The organism is Pantoea sp. UBA5035 (assembly GCF_002415245.1).
GTDB lineage: Bacteria > Pseudomonadota > Gammaproteobacteria > Enterobacterales > Enterobacteriaceae > Pantoea > Pantoea septica.
Genome location: NZ_DICD01000028.1, coordinates 91,584 through 113,154 on the forward strand (window position 1 = coordinate 91,584; position 21,571 = coordinate 113,154).

Consider the following 21,571-nt stretch of genomic DNA (forward strand, 5'->3'; position numbering starts at 1 on the left):
TTGGCACCGCCAGCGCGCAGCAACCGGAGCGTACTGAAGTACGTGAGGATTGCGAGCACTGCCGGAGGCAAAAATGACAAGCAAGATAGCCCGAAAACAGGCAGAAAAAAGGGAAAGACTTCAGTGCTACTACCTTGGCTAATAATCATTCCATTCGTCGGCGGCTTGCTCTGCTGGCTGGCTGAGCGCCTCGGCGCGAAAACGCCGCGCTGGATAGCCCTGATTACCATGGGCCTGACGCTGGCGATATCGCTGCAGCTCTGGCTGCAGGGCGGCTATTCACTGACGCAGGCCGCGGGCATGCCGCAGTGGCAGTCGGAGTTTTCCGCCTCCTGGATCCCGCGCTTCGGCATTAATTTCCATCTGGCGCTGGATGGCCTGTCGCTGCTGATGGTGGTGCTGACCGGCCTGCTCGGCCTGATGGCGGTGCTCTGTTCCTGGAACGAAATCGAGAAGTATCAGGGCTTTTTCCATCTCAATCTGATGTGGATTCTGGGCGGCGTCATCGGCGTCTTCCTGGCGATCGATATGTTCCTGTTCTTCTTCTTCTGGGAGATGATGCTGGTGCCGATGTACTTCCTCATCGCGCTCTGGGGTCATAAGGCATCCGACGGTAAAACCCGTATCACCGCCGCCACCAAGTTTTTCATCTATACCCAGTCTTCTGGTCTGGTGATGCTGATTGCCATTCTGGCGCTGGTGTTCGTGCATTACAACGCTACCGGCGTCTGGACGTTCAACTACGAGCAGCTGCTGAAAACGCCGATGTCGCATACGGTGGAATACTTGCTGATGCTGGGCTTCTTTATCGCCTTCGCGGTAAAAATGCCGGTGGTGCCGCTGCACGGCTGGCTGCCGGACGCCCACAGCCAGGCACCGACTGCGGGGTCAGTTGACCTCGCCGGCATTCTGCTGAAAACCGCCGCTTACGGCCTGCTGCGCTTCAGCCTGCCGCTGTTCCCCAACGCCTCGGCGGAATTCGCGCCGATCGCCATGTGGCTGGGCATTATCGGCATCTTCTACGGCGCCTGGATGGCCTTCTCGCAGACCGATATCAAACGCCTGATCGCCTACACCTCGATCTCCCATATGGGCTTCGTGCTGATCGCCATCTACACCGGCAGCCAGCTCGCTTTCCAGGGCGCGGTGGTGCAGATGATTGCGCACGGCCTCTCCGCCGCCGCGCTCTTTATCCTGTGCGGTCAGCTCTATGAGCGTCTGCATACGCGTGATATGCGTCAGATGGGTGGCCTCTGGTCGCGCATTAAGTGGATTCCGGGTCTGTCGCTCTTCTTTGCGGTCGCCAATCTGGGGATGCCGGGCACCGGCAACTTCGCCGGCGAATTTATGATCCTGACGGGCAGCTTCCAGGTGGTACCGGTGATTATCGTTATCGCCACCTTCGGTCTGGTGTTCGCCTCGGTCTACTCGCTGATCATGATGCAGCGCGCCTACTACGGCGAAGCGAAGTCGAAAGATCCGCTGCCGGGCATGTCGCCGCGTGAATTTACGATGATTATGGTGCTGGTGGTCCTGCTGGTGCTGCTGGGCGTTTACCCGCAGCCGATTCTGGATACGTCCCATGCCGCCATGAGCAATATTCAGCAGTGGTTTACCGCTTCAATTTCAACTACAAGGCCGTAATTCGCCATGACAATAACTTTTCAACAATTGATCGCGTTGCTGCCGCTGTTGATCGTCGGATTGACGGTGGTGGTTGTGATGCTGTCCATTGCCTGGCGACGCAACCATTTTGTTAACGCCACGCTGACGGTCATCGGTCTGAACCTGGCGCTGGTTTCGCTCTGGTTTGTGGGGCAGGCGGGCGCCATGGACGTGACGCCGCTGCTGCGGGTCGATCCTTACGCCGTGTTCTACACCGCGCTGGTGATCCTGGCGAGCCTCGCGACCTGTACCTTCGCCTATCCCTGGCTGGCTGGTTTCCCGGACAACAAGGATGAGTTCTATCTGCTGGTGCTGATTGCGGCGCTGGGCGGCATCGTGCTGGCGAGCGCCAATCATCTGGCGTCGCTGTTTATCGGCGTCGAGCTGCTGTCGCTGCCGCTGTTCGGCATGATCGGCTACGCCTTCCGGCAGAAACGTTCGCTGGAAGCGGCGCTGAAATATACCATTCTGTCGGCGGCCGCCTCCTCTTTCCTGCTGTTCGGCATCGCGCTGATCTATGCCGATTCCGGCAGCCTGAGCTTCGTGAAGCTGGGAGAGAGCCTGAACGACGCCATGATTCAGCAGCCGCTGCTGCTGGTGGGTCTCGGCATGATGATTATCGGCCTCGGCTTTAAGCTGTCGCTGGTGCCGTTCCACCTCTGGACCCCGGACGTCTATCAGGGCGCGCCTGCGCCGGTGTCGACCTTCCTCGCCACCGCCAGCAAAATCGCCATCTTCGGCGTGATCATGCGCCTGTTTATGTACGCGCCGCTCACCGACAGCGAGGCCGTGCGCACCGTGTTAGGTCTGATCGCCTTCGTGTCGATTCTGTTCGGCAACCTGATGGCGATTTCGCAGAGCAATATTAAACGTCTGCTGGGCTACTCCTCGATTGCGCATCTCGGCTATCTGCTGGTAGCGCTGATCGCGGTGAAAACCCACCAGCTGTCGCTGGAGACCGCAGGCGTTTATCTGGCGGGCTACCTGTTCAGCAGCCTGGGCGCATTTGGCGTCGTCAGCCTGATGTCCAGCCCGTACCGCGGCCCGGACGCCGATTCGCTCTACTCCTATCGCGGCCTGTTTTGGCACCGTCCGGTGCTGTCGGCGGTGATGACGGTGATGATGCTGTCGCTGGCCGGCATTCCAATGACGCTCGGCTTTATCGGCAAATTCTACGTGATCGCTTCCGGCGTCAACGCGAAGCTGTGGTGGCTGACGGCGGCCGTGGTTGTCGGCAGCGCCATCGGCCTCTACTACTATCTGCGCGTGACCGTGAGTCTCTACCTCAGCCCGCCGGAGCTGCATACGCGCGACACTCCGGCCAACTGGGCGTTTACCGCTGGCGGCGTGGTAGTGCTGATCTCCGCGATTCTGGTGCTGCTGCTCGGCGTTTATCCGCAGCCGCTGATTACGCTGGTGCAGATGGCGCAGCCGCTGATGTAAACTGCGTTTACCCTTGTGAAATCAGGCCCTCGGGCCTGATTTTTTTTGTCTTCAGGAGAGCCTATGGATATCAGCTGGCAGGACAGGCATCACAGCGAACTGAGCGCGCAGCAGCTTTATGCGCTGCTGGCGCTGCGCTGCGCAGTATTCATCGTGGAGCAGACCTGCCCCTACCTGGACGTCGACGGTCAGGATCTGGTGGCGGATAACCGCCATATTCTGGGGATGCGCGGCGATGAGCTGGTGGCCTACGCGCGTATTTTGACGCCTGCGGACGAGGCCGCGCCGGTGACGATTGGGCGCGTGATCGTCTCCGCCAGCGCGCGGGGAATCAATCTCGGCAACCAGCTGATGGCGCAGGCGCTGCGCAGCTGCGAAAGGTACTGGCCGGGGCGCGGGGTTTATCTGTCGGCGCAGGCGCACCTGCAGGATTTCTATGGGCGCCTCGGTTTTCAGGCGGTCGGCGAGATCTATCTGGAAGACAATATTCCGCATATTGATATGCGCAAATAGTAAAACGGCGAGCTAAAAAGCTCGCCGTTTCTCTTTTAGCCCACCGTCATCTGACGGTCATCAACATATTTACGCTGATCCGCCGGCGGCGGGAAATACTGATAGAGCCAGGTCTCGCTCAGGGTTTCATCTTTCGTGCGCAGGAACAGACGCATCTCCACCGGCGTGGTGGCGTCGCTCTCTGGATACCAGTCGAACAGGATGCGATAGCCGTTCATCGGCTCGACGTAAAGGATCTCCACCTGCTTAAAGGTGCCGGATGACAGGGTAATCACCGGCTCGATGCCCTTCGGCGCGGCCGCTTTTAAATCGCCGCCGACGAAATCGATGGCGAAGCGACGGCACCACGTCTCAGGGAAGTGCTCGCCCGGCGCCCAGCCTTCCGGGAAGCCGCCGATGCCGGTGCGGGTGGCGTCAACGCGCGCCAGACCGCTGCGCACCGGCGGCAGGCCGCTCCAGTAAAGCTTGTAAGAGAAGCTGAACTCGCTGCCCGCCTTCACCGGCTCGGCCGGCTGCCAGAAGCAGACGATGTTATCCAGCGTTTCGCCGGTGGTGGGGATCTCCATCAGATTAATGGCGCCTTTGCCCCATTTGCCGACCGGCTCTACCCACAGGCTGGGGCGTTTGTCATACCAGCCGATAACATCCTGATAATCTTTGAAATCGTGATTGAGCTGCAACAGGCCGAAGCCGCGCGGGTTCTCATCCTGATAGGCGTTAAACTGCAGCTTCTGCGGGTTATTCAGCGGACGCGCAATCCACTCGCCGCTGCCGCTCCACATCGCCAGGCGATCGGAGTCGTGGATCTGCGGATGATAGGTGTTGCACATGCGGCGCTCGTTGGTGCCGCAGCTGAACATACTGGTCATCGGCGCGATGCCAAGCTGGCGGATCTCTTTGCGCGCATAGAGATGGTTCTCCACCTCCATAACTACGCGGTTCGCCTCGCAGTGAATAGTGAACTTATAGGCGCCGGTAACGCTGGCGCCGTCCAGCAGGGCGTAGGCGACAAAGGTGGTGTCGTCCGCTTTCGGCGTTTCGAACCAGAATGCGGTGAAGTCAGGAAACTCTTCGCCGCCGTTGCTGAAGGTGTTGACCGCCACGCCGCGCGCGGAGAGGCCATACTGATAGGTGTCGTCCACGGCGCGGAAGTAGCTGGCGCCAAGGAAAGAGACGATATCGCGGCGCGCCAGCTCTGGTTTTTTAAAGGCGCGGAAGCCGGCGAAGCCGAGATCGTTTTTGCCTACCAGCTGCTGTGTATCCACCTTCGCGTTGTTGTAGTTGAACAGTTCAGGGCGGAAGTGGATCTCGCGCGCTTCGCGGCTGTCGGCGTCGACCGAGAACATGCGGATGCGGCGCTTAAAGCCCATGCCGACGTGGAAAAACTGCACGTCGAGCTGACGATCGGGGATGTTGTTCCACAGCGAGTGACCGGCGTCGTACTGAATTTCGTTGTACGCCTGCGGCGTCAGCGTCGCCAGCGTCTCTGGCAGCGCGCCGGGCGCGCCACCCCAGGGCTGCTTCGCCAGCGCGGCGGCTTTCTTTTTCAGTACATCGAAATCGAAGCGCACGGCGGCACCGTCTGCAATGCCATCTTCTGCCCAGGCGGATTGCGCAAACAGCGTGGACAGGCCGGTCATGCCGCTGACGGCGGAGAAGGCCATTGACGCTTTCATAAACATTCTTCGATTCATGCCAGAAATTATTCCTTAGCGTTCGAGTGTGTTGTGACTGTCCTGCTCTGCGCGCAGGTGACGTAAAAGCGCAGATAACAGCAGGGTACGACAGTCTGCCAGGTGAAAAATTCAGTCCGCCTTAAATTTATCAGATTAATCAAGAAGGCCGAGGAATTTCGTCAGAGGTCGCACTGAGGGAAACTCGGGGGAATCCTGGTGAAACCATCCTGCAAACGGCGATTTTGCCGCTATAGTTAAGAGACTGCTTTGTAAATGACACGGAGGAAATGATGGTAAAAGAGACAGAAGCTTTCGACACCAATCTGGATGATGATTTGGCGCTGTTGACCGAGACGCTGGAAGAAGTGTTGAAGTCGTCAGGCGATCCGACCGATCAGAAGTACATTGAGCTCAAAACCAAAGCGGAGCAGGCGCTGGAAGATGTGAAGTCACGCGTAAGCCAGGCTTCCGACAGCTACTACTATCGCGCGAAAAACGTCGCCTACCGCGCCGACGACTACGTGCATGAGAAACCCTGGCAGGGTATCGGCATCGGCGCAGCCGCCGGTCTGGTGCTCGGCCTGCTGCTGGCGCGTCGCTGAGACGTGCTGCTCAAAACGGCGGGGCGACCCGCCGTTTGTTTTCCCTTCCTCGCATTCCTTTCTTGTTTTGCCCCTGACTGCTCGCTGACGCGAAAAGCGCACTATTGTGTTGAGTTTACTCAGCGCGCTTCCTACAGTAGATCGATGGACAAAAGGAGATGACAACGTGATAAGAGTCGAGATGCTGTCTACAGGGGATGAGGTGCTGCACGGCCAAATCGTCGATACCAACGCCGCCTGGCTGGCGGATGTGCTGTTTCAGAACGGGTTGCCGATGAGCAGCCGCAGCACGGTAGGCGATTCGCTGGCGTCGCTGGTGGAAACGCTGCAGGCGCGCAGCGAGGTGGCGGATGTGCTGATCGTCAACGGCGGCCTCGGCCCGACCAGCGACGATCTCAGCGCGCTGGCGGCGGCGAAAGCCTGTGGCGTCGAGCTGGTGCTGCATCAGGCGTGGCTGGACAACATCGAGGCCTGGTTCGCCAGCCGCGGCCGGGTGATGGCGGCGAGCAACCGCAAGCAGGCGGAGATCCCCGCCAATGCCGAAATGCTGGATAATCCGGTGGGCACAGCCTGCGGCTTTGCGCTGCGGCTAAATCGCTGCTGGATCTTCTTTACGCCCGGCGTGCCCTCTGAGTTTAAGGTGATGGTGGAGCAGCAGATTCTGCCGCGCCTCAAGCAGCAGTTCGACCTGCCTGAACCACCGCTCTGCCTGCGCCTTACCACTTTCGGCCGCGGCGAGAGCGATATCGCCGCCGAGCTGGAGCCGCTGGCGCTGCCGGAAGGCGTGGTGATGGGCTATCGCTCTTCAATGCCGATTATCGAAATCAAACTGACCGGACCGGCCTCCCAGCGCGTGGCGATGGAGCAGGTCTGGCAGCAGGTGCGTCTGCTGCTGGCGGAGTGCACTATTTTTGAGGGCACGGAAGGCCTGCCGACGCTGCTGGCGCGCGAACTCAAGGATCGCGGCTTTCGTCTGGCGCTCAGCGAGCAGTACACCGCCGGATTGCTGCACTGGCAGCTGGCAGCGGCAGAGGTGCCGCTGAGCGCAGCGGAAATTCTGCCGGCGCATCAGGAGGGGCTGGAGGAGCAGGTGCAGCGTACGCGCGCGCTGGCGGCGCATCAGGGTACGGTGCTGGCGCTGTCGACCGGCGCGCTGGAAGAGGGCGAAGTTTCGCTGGCGCTGCATACGCCGGAAGCGAGCTGGGGACAGCGGGTGAAGTTTACCCACGGTCGGCACAATCTGGAGACGCGGCAGAAGGTAGTGGCAATGATGGCGATGAATATGCTGCGCCGCTGGCTGCACGGCAGCGAGGTCAGCACCGGCCACGGCTGGATTGACGTGCTGGAGTCGGTGAAGCTGTAAAACAGGGTAGCGGAGGCGTCTGTCGCTTCGTGAGCCCACGCGGAAGGCAGGAAGCGATCGCAAAGACGCAAAAAGCGGCATCCATGCCAGCTCGGCCCGCGCCATCCCTGGCGCGGGACGCTTTGCTCTTCGCTTCCTGCCTTCCGCGTTTTGACTATTGCGTGGTCTGTGAGAGCAAAGAAGCCAGCTACAGCTCGATTTCAATCTCGCCTTTCGCCAGACAGCAGCAGGGCAGAATCTCGCCCTGCTCCACAAACGCCAGCGGCGTTTCGGCATAGTGAACTTCGCCCTTTAGCAGGCGCGTGCGGCACGAACCGCAGTAGCCTTCGCGACACTGAAACTCCACGCACAGGTTATGCGCTTCCAGCGTCGTCAGCAGGTTAGGGTGATGCTCTGCGCACTCCAGCCGCTGGCCGGAGCTGCGCAGGATAATAACGGCACGGCTCATACTTACAGCTGGAAATCGTTAAAGTCGTCTTCGCCCACTTCCGAGTCGATCTGACCCACCAGGTAGGAGCTCACTTCCACTTCCTGCGGCGCGACCTGCACGTTGTCCGACACCAGCCAGGAGTTAATCCACGGAATCGGGTTAGAGCGCGTCTGGAACGGCAGATCCAGGCCCACCGCCTGCATACGGATATTGGTGATGTACTCGATGTACTGGCAGAGAATATCTTTGTTCAGGCCGATCATCGAACCGCCGCTAAACAGATATTCCGCCCACTCTTTCTCCTGCTCGGCCGCCTTCTTGAACAGATCGAAACACTCCTGACGGCATTCGGCGGCGATCTCTTTCATCTCTGGATCGTCTTCGCCGGTGCGCATCAGGTTCAGCATATGCTGGGTGCCGGTCAGGTGCAGCGCTTCGTCACGGGCAATCAGACGAATAATCTTGGCGTTGCCTTCCATCAGCTCGCGTTCGGCGAAGGCGAAAGAGCAGGCGAAGCTGACGTAGAAGCGAATCGCCTCCAGCGCGTTAACGCTCATCAGGCAGATATAGAGCTGCTTTTTCAGCGCGCGCAGGTTCACAGTCACGCTCTTGCCGTTAACCTGATGGGTGCCTTCGCCCAGCAGATGCCAGTAGTTGGTCATCTCGATCAGATCGTCGTAGTACTTCGAGATATCCTGGGCGCGCGCGAGGATCTGCTCGTTGGTGACGATATCGTCGAACACCAGCGACGGATCGTTGACGATGTTGCGAATGATATGGGTGTAAGAGCGCGAGTGGATAGTCTCGGAGAAGGCCCAGGTTTCGACCCAGGTTTCCAGCTCGGGGATGGAAATCAGCGGCAGCAGCGCGACGTTCGGGCTGCGGCCCTGAATCGAGTCGAGCAGGGTTTGGTATTTCAGGTTGCTGATAAAGATATGCTTCTCATGCTCCGGCAGCGCCTGATAGTCGATGCGGTCGCGCGAAACGTCGACTTCTTCCGGACGCCAGAAAAAGGAGAGCTGCTTTTCAATCAGCTTTTCAAAAATGTCATATTTCTGCTGGTCGAAGCGCGCCACGTTGACGGACTGACCAAAGAACATCGGCTCTTTCAGCTGATCGTTTTTATTCTGTGAGAACGTAGTGTAAGCCATACAAACTGTCCAAATGTAGACGGGGCGCAGCGCGGCCCCGTGAAATAACGCAGGCGGGAGACGCGCTCCCGCCCAACCTTAAATCTTACAAGCGCCGCTTTCGCAACCGTCATCCTGGATAGAAGGCGCCAGATCGTCCTGCGCGTCTTCCGCACCGTCGCGGGTGTTTTGGTAGTAGAGCGTTTTCACGCCGAACTTGTACGCGGTCAGCAGATCTTTCAGCAGCTGCTTCATCGGCACCTTGCCGTTGGCAAAGCGCGACGGGTCGTAGTTGGTGTTGGAGGAGATCGCCTGATCGATAAACTTCTGCATCACGCCGACCAACTGCAGGTAACCGTCGTTGGACGGCATTTCCCACAGCAGCTCGTACTGATCTTTCAGACGCTCATACTCCGGCACCACCTGACGCAGAATGCCGTCTTTAGAGGCTTTGATGCTGATATGGCCGCGCGGCGGCTCGATGCCGTTGGTGGCGTTGGAGATCTGCGACGAGGTCTCGGACGGCATCAGCGCGGAGAGCGTTGAGTTGCGCAGACCGTGCGACTTAATCGACTCGCGCAGGCCGTCCCAGTCCAGGTGCAGCGGCTCGTTGCAGATGCTGTCGAGATCCTTTTTATAGGTATCGATCGGCATAATGCCCTGCGAGTAGGTGGTTTCGTTGAACCACGGGCAGGCGCCTTGCTCTTTCGCCAGCTCGTTCGACGCTTTCAGCAGGTAGTACTGAATCGCTTCGAAGGTTTTGTGCGTCAGGTTGTTGGCGCTGCCGTCGGAGTAGCGCACGCCGTTCTTCGCCAGGTAGTAAGCGAAGTTGATCACGCCGATACCCAGGGTGCGGCGGCCCATCGCGCCGCGCTTCGCGGCCGGAATCGGGTAGTCCTGATAGTCGAGCAGGGCGTCGAGGGCGCGTACCGCCAGGGTCGCCAGCTCTTCGAGATCGTCCAGGCTCTCAATCGCGCCGAGGTTGAACGCCGACAGCGTACAGAGGGCGATTTCGCCGTTCTCGTCGTTGACATCTTCCAGCGGTTTGGTCGGCAGCGCGATCTCCAGGCAGAGGTTAGACTGGCGCACCGGCGCGATGCTGGCGTCGAACGGGCTGTGGGTGTTGCAGTGGTCGACGTTCTGAATGTAGATACGGCCGGTAGAGGCGCGCTCCTGCATCATCAGCGAGAAGAGATCGACCGCTTTCACGCGCTGTTTGCGGATGCTGTCGTCTTTCTCATATTTGGTGTAGAGGCGTTCAAATTCGTCCTGATCGGCAAAGAAAGCGTCGTACAGGCCGGGCACGTCGGATGGGCTGAACAGGGTGATCTCTTCGCCCTTCAGCAGACGGGTGTACATCAGCTTGTTGATCTGCACGCCGTAGTCCATGTGACGCACGCGGTTGCCTTCCACGCCGCGGTTGTTCTTCAGCACCAGCAGGCTTTCTACTTCCAGATGCCACATCGGGTAGAACAGCGTCGCCGCGCCGCCGCGAACGCCGCCCTGCGAACAGGATTTCACCGCGGTCTGGAAATGCTTGTAGAACGGAATACAGCCGGTGTGGAACGCTTCGCCGCCGCGGATCGGGCTGCCCAGCGCGCGAATGCGGCCGGCGTTGATGCCGATGCCGGCGCGCTGCGACACATACTTCACGATGGCGCTGGAGGTGGCGTTGATAGAGTCGAGGCTGTCGCCGCACTCGATCAGCACGCAGGAGCTGAACTGGCGCGTCGGGGTGCGCACGCCGGACATGATCGGCGTCGGCAGCGAAATCTTAAAGGTAGAGATCGCATCGTAGAAGCGCTTGATGTAGTCCATACGCGTGTCGCGCGGATAGCCGGAGAACAGGCAGGCGGCGACCAGAATATAGAGGAACTGCGCGCTCTCGTAGATATCGCCGGTGACGCGGTTCTGCGCCAGGTATTTGCCTTCCAGCTGCTTGACCGCCGCGTAGGAGAAGTTCATATCGCGCCAGTGGTCGATAAAGCCGTCCATCTGCTCGAACTCTTCAACCGTGTAGTCTTCCAGCAGATGAGGGTCATATTTGCCCATCTCCACCATGCGCACCACCTGATCGTACAGCTTCGGCGGCTCGAACTGGCCGTAGGCTTTTTTACGCAGGTGGAAGATCGCCAGGCGGGCAGCAAGGTATTGATAGTCCGGCGCGTCGCGCGAGATCAGGTCTGCTGCGGCCTTGATGATGGTCTCATGAATATCAGAGGTTCTGATGCCATCGTAGAACTGGATATGGGAGCGCAGTTCGACCTGGGAAACAGAGACGTTGTTCAGCCCTTCAGCGGCCCAGTCGAGTACCCGGTGAATCTTATCGAGATCAATGCGTTCCTGGCGGCCATCGCGTTTAGTAACGAGCAGACTTTGATTCATGTCGCGTTATACCATCCGTAAGTGAAAAAGAGTCCCCTGTTTATTCACAGGGTTATTCAATGTGAATAATTCTGTGGATAAACACTATATGTTGGGGGTTGGGAGAGATTGAGTAACAATATGGAGGTTATTCTAGTGACCTGCCGCCAGATAACAAGACAGAAAAATGATGACCCTGGGGCTTGTATTTTGTGCGGAATTTCTTAACCCCGCGACTTATAAGGCCCAACGGCGTGTCAACTGCCAGGGTAAAAAATTCGAGATTTTGATCGACCGCTGATTTTTCGCACATCGCTGTGTTTTTTCCCGACAACCGACTAGCGGCGGAGCCACAGAGAGAGAAAAACGATGAGGGCAAGCTAACAGGCGCGCAATCGCCTTGCGCGCCAGCAGGTTACTTTTTGACGTGGCGGGTATGCACCATGTAGTTCACATCGACGCCGCGGCCAAGGCGAAACTTGTCGCTTAGCGGGTTATAGTGCAGGCCGATAATGTGCTGCTCGCGCAGCGCGGTTTCGTCGACCCAGCCCAGCAGTTCGGACGGACGGATAAATTTCTTCACGTCGTGGGTGCCGCGCGGCACCATGCGCAGCACATACTCCGCGCCGAACACCGCCATCAGCCAGGCCTTCGGGTTGCGGTTGATGGTAGAGAAGAACACCTCGCCGCCCGGCTTCACCAGACGCGCGCAGGCGTGCACCACCGAACGCGGATCCGGCACGTGCTCCAGCATCTCCATGCAGGTCACCACGTCATACTGGCCGGCGAACGCCTCGGCGTGATCTTCTACCGTCTGCTGCACGTAGTCGAGCGTCACCCCCTGTTCCAGCGCATGCAGGCGCGCCACCTGCAGCGGCTCGGCGCCCATATCGAGACCGGTGACCTCTGCGCCTTCGCGCGCCATGCTCTCCGCCAGGATGCCGCCGCCGCAGCCGACGTCCAGCACTTTTTTGCCGAACAGACCGTTGCTGTGCTGCGCGATAAAGCTCAGACGCAGCGGGTTGATGCGGTGCAGAGGCTTGAATTCGCCTTCGAGATCCCACCAGCGCGAGGCGACCGCCTCAAACTTAGCGATTTCCTGCGCATCGACGTTGGGCTGCGTTTCCTGCGGTTGTGCATTCATTGAATCATTACTCCAGAAAAAATGTTGACTGAGTATAAACGCTTATTGCTTTCGGGGGCACCTTTCCGGCGCGACGAAAAGCGCCGGAAAACGGCGGTTAACGTTCACCAGCGGGCTGGTGTGTGATATACTTTCGCACCTTTAAAATCCGGGCATATGTAGAGGGAATGCGGCTCCATGAGCGACCTTGCAAGAGAAATTACACCGGTCAATATCGAAGAAGAGTTAAAGAGCTCCTACCTCGATTACGCCATGTCGGTCATTGTTGGCCGAGCCTTACCCGATGTTCGTGACGGCCTGAAGCCTGTCCACCGCCGCGTGCTCTACGCGATGAGCGAACTGGGTAACGACTGGAACAAACCCTATAAGAAATCCGCCCGTGTGGTCGGTGACGTCATCGGTAAATATCACCCGCACGGGGATTCCGCCGTTTACGACACCATCGTCCGCATGGCTCAGCCTTTCTCCCTGCGTTACATGCTGGTGGACGGACAGGGCAACTTCGGTTCCGTCGACGGCGACTCCGCCGCGGCGATGCGTTATACCGAAGTGCGCATGTCGCGTATCGCGCACGATCTGCTGGCAGACCTGGAAAAAGAGACCGTCGACTTCGTGCCGAACTATGACGGCACCGAGCAGATCCCTGAAGTTCTGCCGACCAAAATCCCTAACCTGCTGGTGAACGGTTCCTCCGGCATCGCGGTCGGGATGGCGACCAATATTCCGCCGCACAACCTGACGGAAGTGATCAACGGCTGCCTTGCCTATATCGACGACGAAGATATCAGCGTCGAAGGATTGATGGAGCACATTCCGGGGCCCGATTTCCCGACCGCCGCCATCATCAACGGCCGTCGCGGCATTGAAGAGGCGTATCGTACCGGACGCGGCAAGATCTACATCCGCGCGCGCGGCGAAGTGGAAACCGACGCCAAAACCGGCCGCGAAACCATCGTGGTGCACCAGATCCCTTACCAGGTCAACAAAGCGCGTCTGATTGAGAAGATCGCCGAGCTGGTAAAAGAGAAGCGCGTCGAAGGCATCAGCGCGCTGCGCGACGAGTCGGACAAAGACGGCATGCGCATCGTGATCGAAGTGAAGCGCGATGCGGTCGGCGAAGTGGTGCTGAACAATCTCTACTCGCTGACGCAGCTGCAGGTCTCATTCGGCATCAACATGGTGGCGCTGCATCAGGGTCAGCCGAAGATCATGGCCCTGAAGGATATTCTGGAAGCCTTCGTGCGCCATCGTCGCGAAGTGGTAACGCGCCGTACTATTTTCGAACTGCGTAAAGCGCGCGACCGCGCGCATATCCTTGAAGGTCTGGCGATCGCGCTGGCCAACATCGATCCGATTATTGAGCTGATCCGCCGCGCGCCGAACCCGGCCGAAGCGAAAGCGGGTCTGATCGCGCAGGCGTGGGATCTGGGCAACGTCGCCGCCATGCTGGAGCGCGCGGGCGACGACGCCGCGCGTCCGGAGTGGCTGGACGACGAGTTCGGCATCCGCGACGGTCGCTACTACCTGACCGAACAGCAGGCGCAGGCGATCCTCGATCTGCGTCTGCAGAAGCTCACCGGACTTGAGCATGAAAAACTGCTCGACGAGTACAAAGAGCTGCTGGAGCAGATCGCCGAGCTGCTTAACATCCTGATGAACGCCGAGCGTCTGATGGAAGTGATCCGGGAAGAGCTGATCGCTATGCGCGACCAGTTCGGCGACGAACGCCGCACCGAGATCACCGCCAACAGCGCGGATATCAACATCGAAGACCTGATCAATCAGGAAGATGTGGTGGTTACGCTGTCGCATCAGGGCTATGTGAAGTATCAGCCGCTTTCGGACTACGAAGCGCAGCGTCGCGGCGGCAAAGGCAAGTCGGCGGCGCGCATCAAGGAAGAGGATTTTATCGATCGTCTGCTGGTGGCCAACACCCACGACACTATCCTCTGCTTCTCCAGCCGCGGTCGTCTCTACTGGATGAAGGTCTACCAGCTGCCGGAAGCGAGCCGCGGGGCGCGCGGTCGTCCGATCGTCAACCTGCTGCCGCTGCAGCCTGACGAACGCATTACCGCCATCCTGCCGGTGCGCGAATACACCGAAGGCTTCAACATCTTTATGGCGACCGCCAGCGGCACCGTGAAGAAAACGGCGCTGCAGGAGTTTAGTCGTCCGCGCAGCGCGGGCATCATCGCGGTGAACCTGCGCGAAGATGACGAGCTGATCGGCGTGGCGCTGACCAACGGCAACGACGAGGCGATGCTCTTCTCTGCCGGCGGCAAAGTGGTGCGCTTCGCAGAAAACGCCGTTCGCGCCATGGGCCGTACCGCCTCGGGCGTGCGCGGCATCAAGCTGGCGGAAGGAGATCGCGTGGTGTCGCTGATCGTGCCGCGTGAAGAGGGCGCCATTCTTACCGTGACGCAAAACGGCTACGGCAAGCGTACCGCGATTAGCGAGTACCCGACCCGTTCGCGCGCCACCCAGGGCGTGATCTCCATCAAGGTCACTGAGCGTAACGGTCCGGTGATTGGCGCGGTGCAGGTGGTCGACAGCGATCAGATCATGATGATCACCGATGCCGGCACGCTGGTGCGCACCCGCGTTTCCGAGGTCAGCATCGTCGGCCGTAACACCCAGGGCGTGATCCTGATCCGTACCGCGGAAGATGAGAACGTGGTGGGTCTGCAGCGCGTGGCCGAACCGGTGGAAGAGGAAGAGCTCGACGCCATCGACGGCAGCGTAGCGGAAGGCGAGGAAGATATCGCGCCGGAAGCGGAAGCGGAAGACGACGCGCCGGAAGCGGACGAAGAAGAGTAACGCTTCACGCTTGCGCCGCCAGGGAAGGCGGCACTCAATTTTACGGCAGGAAAGGGCAACCCGACCTGCCGTTGCTTTTTGCGGCGCGGCACGTTAAGCGCAGATGCCGACTGGCTTTTCTTCCCTGATAAAGCTAGTGTAATGAGCATTCTGAAGCCAGCCCGTCATTAACCTTGCCGTAGTGAGTTTCCCTTGAAATATCTGGTCTCTTTCCGAACCACGCTGCGCATCTCGCGCTACCTGTTCCGTGCGCTGGCGCTGCTGCTCTGGACGCTGGGCGCGGTGCTGACCACCTTCTTTATCATCAGCGTGCTGCATGACAAAGAGAGCAGCGTGCGGCAAGAGTTCGCCAGCAACTATGGCCAGGCGGAATGGTATGTGCGCCACTCCGCCGACGTGATGCGCGAGCTGAAGTACATCACTGAAAATCGCCTCACCAGCGCCAGCAGCGGCCTGGATATGATTAACGGCGTGCTGCCGGGCAAATCGACGCTGCCGCAGTTTACGCCGCTCTTTTCCGACGGCGACTGCTCTTCGATGAGCAATACCTGGCGCAACTCGCTCGATTCGCTCAGCTACTATATCAACTACTGGAAAAGCAACTTCGCCTCGACCTACGAGCTGAACCGCGTCTTTTTCATCGGCGGCGAAAGCCAGTGCCTGGCGGACTTCACCATCGGCAGCAGCAACGTAGATCGCGAACGCAGCCTCAAGGCGCTGCGCGAGCGCGTGCTGCGCTATCGCAACGGCAACGACGAAGAGCGCCGCAATCCTGTCTACTGGGTTAACGCCAGCGCGCAGCCCGGCGTCGGCACCTTTTATATGATGGTGCCGGTTTACGTCGCCAATAAGCTGCAGGCGCTGCTGGGCGTCGAGCAGAATATCCGGCTGGACGAGTTTATTCAGCCCGGCAGCCTGCCGGTGGTGGCCACCATCGTCGATGAAAATTACCGGCCGCTGCTGACGTCGCGTCGCGGCGGCGCCGGCTTCTCGCTTAACGATTTGTCGGACGACACCAGCTGGTTCGGTTACCTCGACGGCTATCGCCAGCTGGTGCTGAAAAAGCCGCTGCCGCCTTCCGATCTCAACGTGGTGTGGTCGGTGTCGACCCGCGTGCTTGTGGATCAGCTCAAGCTGATGATCATCAACGCGCTGCTGCTCAATCTGCTCAGCGCGATTGTGCTTTTTACCCTGGCCTGGCTATTTGAGCGCCGGATGTTCCTGCCAGCCGAGGAGAATGCGCACCGGCTGGAGGAGCATGAGCAGTTCAACCGCAAAATCGTCGCCTCGGCGCCGGTGGGCATCTGCATTCTGCGCACCCGCGACGGCACCAATATTCTCAGCAACGAGCTGGCGCACAACTATCTGACGCTGCTGACGCAGGAAGATCGCCAGCGGCTCAATGAAATTATCGGCAGCCAGCAGGTCAACTTCGTCGACGTGCTGACCGGCAGCAACACCAACCTGCAGATCAGCTTTGTGCACTCGCGCTACCGCAACGAAAACGTGGCGATCTGCGTGCTGGTGGATGTCTCCGCGCGCGTGCGCATGGAGCAGTCGCTGCAGGAGATGGCGCAGGCGGCGGAACAGGCGAGCCAGTCGAAGTCGATGTTCCTCGCCACCGTCAGCCACGAGCTGCGCACGCCGCTTTACGGCATTATCGGCAACCTCGACCTGCTGCAGACCAAGCAGCTGCCGAAAGAGGTCGATTCGCTGGTCACCGCGATGAACAACTCGTCGAGCCTGCTGCTGAAAATCATCAGCGACATTCTCGACTTCTCCAAGATTGAGTCGGAGCAGCTGAAGATCGAGCCGCGTCCCTTCTCGCCGCGCGAAGTCCTCAGCCATATTGCCGGCAACTATCTCTCGCTGGTGATGAAAAAGCGGCTGACGCTTTACTGCTTTATCGAGCATGACGTACCGCTGGCGCTGGACGGCGATCCGCTGCGGCTGCAGCAGGTGATCTCCAACCTGCTTAACAACGCCATCAAGTTCACTCACACCGGCTGCATTATTCTGCATGCCTATGTGAAAGAGGGCTATCTGGCGTTTCGCATTCGCGATACCGGCGTGGGGATTCCAGGCAAAGAGATTACGCGGCTGTTCGATCCCTTCTTCCAGGTGGGCAACGGCGTGCAGCGCAACTTCCAGGGCACCGGCCTGGGCCTCGCCATTTGCGAAAAGCTGACCAATATGATGGACGGCGATATCGAAGTGGACTCCGAGCCGGGCATGGGCAGCCAGTTTATCGTGCGCATTCCGGTCTATAACGGCCAGCACCCTGCGCCGCCGCTGCTCGACGGGCTGCATGACAAAACCCTGTGGATCGATATGCGCAACGACTATCTCGCCAGCTTTATCGAGCGCGATCTGCAGCAGCAGGGCATCGCTATTCTGCCGTATAACGGCAAAGGCGGCAGCGACGACGTACTGATCACCGACTATGAGCCGGAAGGCGAGCAGACGCTGCGGGCGGTCATTATCTTCAGCGGCGCCCATATCGATATGCCGCGTGAAATCGCGCCGGGACACTGGCTGCACAGCACGGCGACGCCGCACGAGCTACCAAGCCTGCTGGCGCGCATCTATCGCATCGCCATTCAGAGCGACACGGCGACCAACCTTGCGCTCTCTGCGCCGGCGGAAGAGGTGATCAGCAACGACGATATTATGATCCTGATTGTCGACGACCATCCCATTAACCGCATGCTGCTGTCGGAGCAGCTTGGTACGCTGGGCTATCAGGTGAAAACCGCTCAGGATGGCGTCGACGCGCTTAACGTCATCAGCCGCAGCGAGATCGATATCGTGCTGAGCGACGTCAACATGCCGAATATGGACGGCTACCGACTGACGCAGCGGCTGCGTCAGCTTGGTCACGTTTTCCCGGTGATCGGCGTTACCGCCAACGCGCTGGCGGAAGAGAAGCAGCGCTGTATGGAGGCCGGCATGGATAACTGCCTGTCGAAACCGGTGACGCTGGACGTGCTGAAGACGACGCTGGCGGTTTACGCGGAGCGGGTAAGAAAAGCGCGGGAAGGGTAGGCGGACGTCAGCAGCGTGACGCAAAGCAAAACCAGACGGCGCCTGAGCGCCGTCTGAACAACGCGTTAGTCTTTGTCGATCTGAGTTGCGCTGACGGAGGAGAGGTAGTTCAGCAGGGCGATATCGTTATCGACGCCCAGCTTCATCATCGCCGATTTTTTCTGGCTGCTGATGGTTTTGATGCTGCGGTTCAGTTTCTTGGCGATCTCCGTCACCAGGAAGCCTTCAGCGAACAGGCGCAGCACTTCGCTCTCTTTCGGCGACAGACGCTTGTCGCCATAGCCGCCGGCGCTGATCTTCTCCAGCAGTTTCGCGACGCTTTCCGGCGTGTACTTCTTGCCTTTTTGCAGCGCAGCCAGCGCTTTCGGCAGATCGGTCGGCGCGCCCTGTTTCAGCACGATGCCTTCGATATCCAGATCCAGCACGGCGCTCAGGATTGCCGGGTTGTTGTTCATGGTCAGAACAATAATCGACAGATCCGGATAGTGGCGTTTGATATATTTGATCAGCGTGATGCCATCGCCATATTTCTCGCCAGGCATGGAGAGATCGGTGATCAGAACGTTAGCGTCAAGCTTTGACAGGCTGTTAATCAGTGCTGTTGAGTCTTCGAACTCACCTACAACGTTGACCCATTCAATTTGTTCCAGAGATTTTCGGATACCGAAAAGAACAATTGGATGGTCATCGGCAATAATTACATTTAAGTTATTCATCTTATTGGTTACCTTGCTGCAGCAGTTCATTGACGTAAGCGTCAATGTCACTGGTGGTATTTGTAATGTTTGAATCGTCACATGCTTTGATGTGCAGTTCTAACTCTTCACAAAGCTGTTTGCCTGGCGTCAGGTTAAGCATGGCAAACACGCCTTTCAGGCGATGCGCTGTCTGAGCAAGCATGGCGTAGTCCTTTTCCGCCGACTCAGTATACAGTCTCTTTACATCAGGCGGTACTGTCTCGGTAAACAGCTGGAAGTAGCCGCCGCTGAGCAGCGGGGTTAATTCCTCGTCTTCTGTACTCTCATCCATGGAATCATGGGCCAGCTGTTGTTCAATCAAGGCCAGCAGCGCATCCTGCAGCGCATTGCTGAGATTGAAGTTGACCCGGTATTGCCGATCGTTTAGCGCGTGGTGACCCAGTTCATCCTCCGCCAGCAGCAGCGCCCAGCCGCTCAGCTTGTTGGGATCGTCGGTCACCAGCACGTCATGTTCCTGGCCTGACAGGCGCTCTTCGGGCGACAGGCAGCGCGCGCCCCAGTTCTCCAGATGACGGCAGACGATTTTGTAGACATCCTCCACCTCGATCTCGATAAGCGCGGTCACGCCGTCCAGCAGCTTCTCCTCTTCCTCCTCCGGCCGCGCCTCTACCGCCAGCGGAAGCTGAATGCTGTAGCGCGTGCCGATATCCGGTTTGGCGGTAATCTCCAGACTGCCGCCCATCTGTTTGCACAGCTGCTTGCAGAGGAAAAAGGCCATGCCGGACGCCTGACCGTAGCGATCCTGACTGGTTTCGCCGAGGAACGGGAAGTCGGCGTTCGCCAGCTCGTCGACGGTCAGTCCTGCGCCGGTATCCACCAGCTGAATCAGCAGACGTTCCGGATGCGCGTCGTCGGCGCTCACCGTCAGCGAGATCTTGCCCCAGCGCGTGGTGGTTAGCGCATAGTGCATTAGCGTGGCGAGCACTTTACGCAGCGCGCGGCGGTCGCCAAAGCGCTGTTCATCGTTAGGCTGCAGGTTATTCACCACCAGCGACAGCCCTTTGCGGCGCATCAGCGGCAGGCTTTCCAGCGCCACCTCGTCCAGCAGCTCCTGCAGGTTGAAAACGCTGGCGTCTGGCGACCAGTCGTGCGCCTCCAGACGGTTAAGCAGGACGATATCGTCCACCAGCCGCGCCAGACCCTGACTCTCGTCCAGCAGGTCGAGCACGGTTTCGTCTTCGTCGCGCTGGCTCAGCTGCACCAGCTGCGCCACCACGTTTTCCAGCGGACGATTAAGGGCGTGACCCAGATTTTGCAGCAGCTGCTGGCGCATCTGATGGTTTCGATCCAGCACCTGCTGCGCCTTCTGCAGTTTTTTATTCACCAGCAGCTCGCGATCCTGATCGCGCATTAAAAACAGCTGGGTATGCGGCGACAGCACGCTACGCGCATGGCGGATCTCATACACTTCGTTATTAATGGTCGCCTGCAGCACGCCCTGATGCTGGTCGGACATATTAATGATTTTTTGCAGATTCAGATGCGGCAAAAGATGTTCTGCGATCTTATTGCTGAGGATGGTGCGGTTGCTGGCGAAGTCATACACCAGCAGGCCGACCGGCAGGCTGGCGACAATCTCTTCGTTCAGCACGCGCAGCGAATCGAGCTCCGCGCTCTGGTTTTCGCTTGGACGCAGCGACTGCTGGCGCAGCAGCGTCATGCCGGCGAAAGAGAGCAGAAACAGCAGCAGGTTTACCAGCAGCGGCCACAGCAGATTATGCAGCGTATCCATCATCAGGCTGGTGAGCGGCACGCGATAGACCAGCTGCAGCGGCGTGCTCGGAAGGGTAGCGGCGATCTCCAGGTCGGGATTGACGATGGCGATCTGCGTGCTCTCGCTCTCTTCCTGACCGCTAGCGGCGGGCAGCGCAGTATCCTGGCGCAGCTGGAAGTTTTCGATCGGCATGTTCTGCGGCGTCAGATCGTTGATCGGCAGGTCGAAGGCGACCACCGTTGCCAGATGGCCCGGCTGGTTAAAGGTGGTGCGCAGGGTAAAGTAGTGGTCGTTCTGAAACGAGAAATGGCGCAACGGCGAGAAGCTTTCGCGCTCGTCCAGCGCGTTGGCCTGCTGCAGCATCTCGGCGCGACGGCCATCCACCAGCGAACTGATGGCGCTCTCTTTATAGCGCGTCGCCATATCCTTCAACGGCAGCGTAGAGATCATGATCAGGCTGTTGTCCTGACCGTTAAGGAAATACATCGACCAGGACGGGTTTTCCGCGCCCCACAGCGTATCGAGGTAGCTCGACATGCGCATGGTCATATCGAGCGTGCTGCTGTCGTGCGAACCGAAGATCAGCGCTTCGGTTTTGCGGCGAGTTTTTTCCAGATAGTAGACGTCCGGACGCAGCCGCGTCTCCTGCAGGCTGCTGTTCGGCGAGCTTCCCGCCGCGCTGGTGGCGAGATTCTCGTAAATTTGCCAGGTGGCGAAGCGATAGGCGTCGATGCGCTTTTGCGTCGCGCGCGCCAGATCGGCCATGGCATAGCGTTTCTCGGTCAGCCAGGCGTTGACCGAGTTATGGACCATAAAGCCTAGCGCCAGCAGCAGCACCAGATTGAAAATCACAAAAAAGCGGGTGACATTGCCGGATGTCAGTGGAAACTTAAAGGGCAACATAGCG

The 21,571-nt window shown here is 59.0% G+C and carries 14 protein-coding genes; 7 read left to right on the top strand and 7 right to left on the bottom strand.

Features of this window, described 5'->3' with window-relative positions; all coding sequences use genetic code 11:
• Window positions 1-123: 123 nt before the first annotated feature.
• The 3 genes from nuoM (at window position 124) to B3229_RS19770 (ending at window position 3,621) form a co-directional block, all read left to right on the top strand.
• Window positions 124-1,644: an NADH-quinone oxidoreductase subunit M gene (gene nuoM, locus B3229_RS19760; RefSeq protein WP_033750456.1), complete on the top strand. Its 1,521-nt coding sequence runs from the start codon at window positions 124-126 to the stop codon at window positions 1,642-1,644.
• Window positions 1,645-1,650: 6 nt separating this feature from the next.
• Complete coding sequence (nuoN, locus tag B3229_RS19765) at window positions 1,651-3,108, top strand: NADH-quinone oxidoreductase subunit NuoN (RefSeq protein WP_033750453.1); 1,458 nt, start codon at window positions 1,651-1,653, stop codon at window positions 3,106-3,108.
• 63 nt (window positions 3,109-3,171) lie between these two features.
• Window positions 3,172-3,621 carry a GNAT family N-acetyltransferase gene (locus B3229_RS19770; RefSeq protein WP_286873712.1) on the top strand — a complete coding sequence of 150 codons (450 nt, stop codon included), beginning with the start codon at window positions 3,172-3,174 and terminating at the stop codon, window positions 3,619-3,621.
• Between the two features lie 35 nt (window positions 3,622-3,656).
• On the opposite strand, the gene B3229_RS19775 is transcribed toward B3229_RS19770, so the two are convergent.
• Window positions 3,657-5,315 carry a glucan biosynthesis protein D gene (locus tag B3229_RS19775; protein WP_048780902.1) on the bottom strand — a complete coding sequence of 553 codons (1,659 nt, stop codon included), beginning with the start codon at window positions 5,313-5,315 and terminating at the stop codon, window positions 3,657-3,659.
• A 272-nt stretch (window positions 5,316-5,587) separates the two neighbouring features.
• On the opposite strand from B3229_RS19775, the gene elaB reads away from it, so the two are divergent.
• Window positions 5,588-5,899 carry a stress response protein ElaB gene (gene elaB / locus B3229_RS19780; protein WP_033750444.1) on the top strand — a complete coding sequence of 104 codons (312 nt, stop codon included), beginning with the start codon at window positions 5,588-5,590 and terminating at the stop codon, window positions 5,897-5,899.
• Between the two features lie 166 nt (window positions 5,900-6,065).
• Complete coding sequence (locus B3229_RS19785; protein ID WP_048780901.1) at window positions 6,066-7,262, top strand: nicotinamide mononucleotide deamidase-related protein YfaY; 1,197 nt, start codon at window positions 6,066-6,068, stop codon at window positions 7,260-7,262.
• Window positions 7,263-7,449: 187 nt separating this feature from the next.
• Here the strand turns inward: B3229_RS19785 and yfaE are convergent, their stop codons facing one another.
• The 4 genes from yfaE to ubiG form a co-directional block, all read right to left on the bottom strand.
• On the bottom strand, window positions 7,450-7,710 hold the full coding sequence (yfaE, locus tag B3229_RS19790) for a class I ribonucleotide reductase maintenance protein YfaE (protein ID WP_033791632.1): 261 nt from the start codon (window positions 7,708-7,710) through the stop codon (window positions 7,450-7,452).
• Between the two features lie 2 nt (window positions 7,711-7,712).
• Window positions 7,713-8,843: a class Ia ribonucleoside-diphosphate reductase subunit beta gene (gene nrdB, locus B3229_RS19795; RefSeq protein ID WP_033750434.1), complete on the bottom strand. Its 1,131-nt coding sequence runs from the start codon at window positions 8,841-8,843 to the stop codon at window positions 7,713-7,715.
• Between the two features lie 78 nt (window positions 8,844-8,921).
• Window positions 8,922-11,207, bottom strand: a complete 2,286-nt coding sequence (gene nrdA, locus B3229_RS19800; RefSeq protein ID WP_286873715.1) for a class 1a ribonucleoside-diphosphate reductase subunit alpha — start codon at window positions 11,205-11,207, stop codon at window positions 8,922-8,924.
• 394 nt (window positions 11,208-11,601) lie between these two features.
• Window positions 11,602-12,330: a bifunctional 2-polyprenyl-6-hydroxyphenol methylase/3-demethylubiquinol 3-O-methyltransferase UbiG gene (gene ubiG, locus B3229_RS19805; protein WP_286873717.1), complete on the bottom strand. Its 729-nt coding sequence runs from the start codon at window positions 12,328-12,330 to the stop codon at window positions 11,602-11,604.
• A gap of 177 nt (window positions 12,331-12,507) precedes the next feature.
• On the opposite strand from ubiG, the gene gyrA reads away from it, so the two are divergent.
• Together gyrA and rcsC are read left to right on the top strand one after the other, a co-directional pair.
• On the top strand, window positions 12,508-15,147 hold the full coding sequence (gene gyrA, locus B3229_RS19810) for a DNA topoisomerase (ATP-hydrolyzing) subunit A (RefSeq protein WP_048780899.1): 2,640 nt from the start codon (window positions 12,508-12,510) through the stop codon (window positions 15,145-15,147).
• Window positions 15,148-15,339: 192 nt separating this feature from the next.
• Window positions 15,340-18,192 (top strand): two-component system sensor histidine kinase RcsC, encoded by a 2,853-nt coding sequence (rcsC, locus tag B3229_RS19815; RefSeq protein WP_286873720.1) that lies wholly within the window; start codon window positions 15,340-15,342, stop codon window positions 18,190-18,192.
• Window positions 18,193-18,257: 65 nt separating this feature from the next.
• Here the strand turns inward: rcsC and rcsB are convergent, their stop codons facing one another.
• Together rcsB and rcsD are read right to left on the bottom strand one after the other, a co-directional pair.
• Window positions 18,258-18,908, bottom strand: coding sequence for a response regulator transcription factor RcsB (rcsB, locus tag B3229_RS19820; RefSeq protein WP_033750421.1), 651 nt, complete (start codon window positions 18,906-18,908; stop codon window positions 18,258-18,260).
• A gap of 1 nt (window position 18,909) precedes the next feature.
• Entirely contained in the window at window positions 18,910-21,564 is a 2,655-nt protein-coding gene (gene rcsD, locus B3229_RS19825) for a phosphotransferase RcsD (RefSeq protein ID WP_048780936.1), read from the bottom strand.
• Window positions 21,565-21,571 lie beyond the last annotated feature (7 nt).

Bases quoted from the DNA above. Each gene is read 5' to 3' on its own strand.
- B3229_RS19775 (WP_048780902.1), bottom strand. From the start codon at position 5,315: ATGAATCGAAGAATGTTTATGAAAGCGTCAATGGCCTTCTCCGCCGTC.
- gyrA (WP_048780899.1), top strand. From the start codon at position 12,508: ATGAGCGACCTTGCAAGAGAAATTACACCGGTCAATATCGAAGAAGAG.
- ubiG (WP_286873717.1), bottom strand. From the start codon at position 12,330: ATGAATGCACAACCGCAGGAAACGCAGCCCAACGTCGATGCGCAGGAA.
- nrdB (WP_033750434.1), bottom strand. From the start codon at position 8,843: ATGGCTTACACTACGTTCTCACAGAATAAAAACGATCAGCTGAAAGAG.
- nrdA (WP_286873715.1), bottom strand. From the start codon at position 11,207: ATGAATCAAAGTCTGCTCGTTACTAAACGCGATGGCCGCCAGGAACGC.
- nuoN (WP_033750453.1), top strand. From the start codon at position 1,651: ATGACAATAACTTTTCAACAATTGATCGCGTTGCTGCCGCTGTTGATC.
- rcsB (WP_033750421.1), bottom strand. From the start codon at position 18,908: ATGAATAACTTAAATGTAATTATTGCCGATGACCATCCAATTGTTCTT.
- yfaE (WP_033791632.1), bottom strand. From the start codon at position 7,710: ATGAGCCGTGCCGTTATTATCCTGCGCAGCTCCGGCCAGCGGCTGGAG.
- elaB (WP_033750444.1), top strand. From the start codon at position 5,588: ATGGTAAAAGAGACAGAAGCTTTCGACACCAATCTGGATGATGATTTG.
- B3229_RS19770 (WP_286873712.1), top strand. From the start codon at position 3,172: ATGGATATCAGCTGGCAGGACAGGCATCACAGCGAACTGAGCGCGCAG.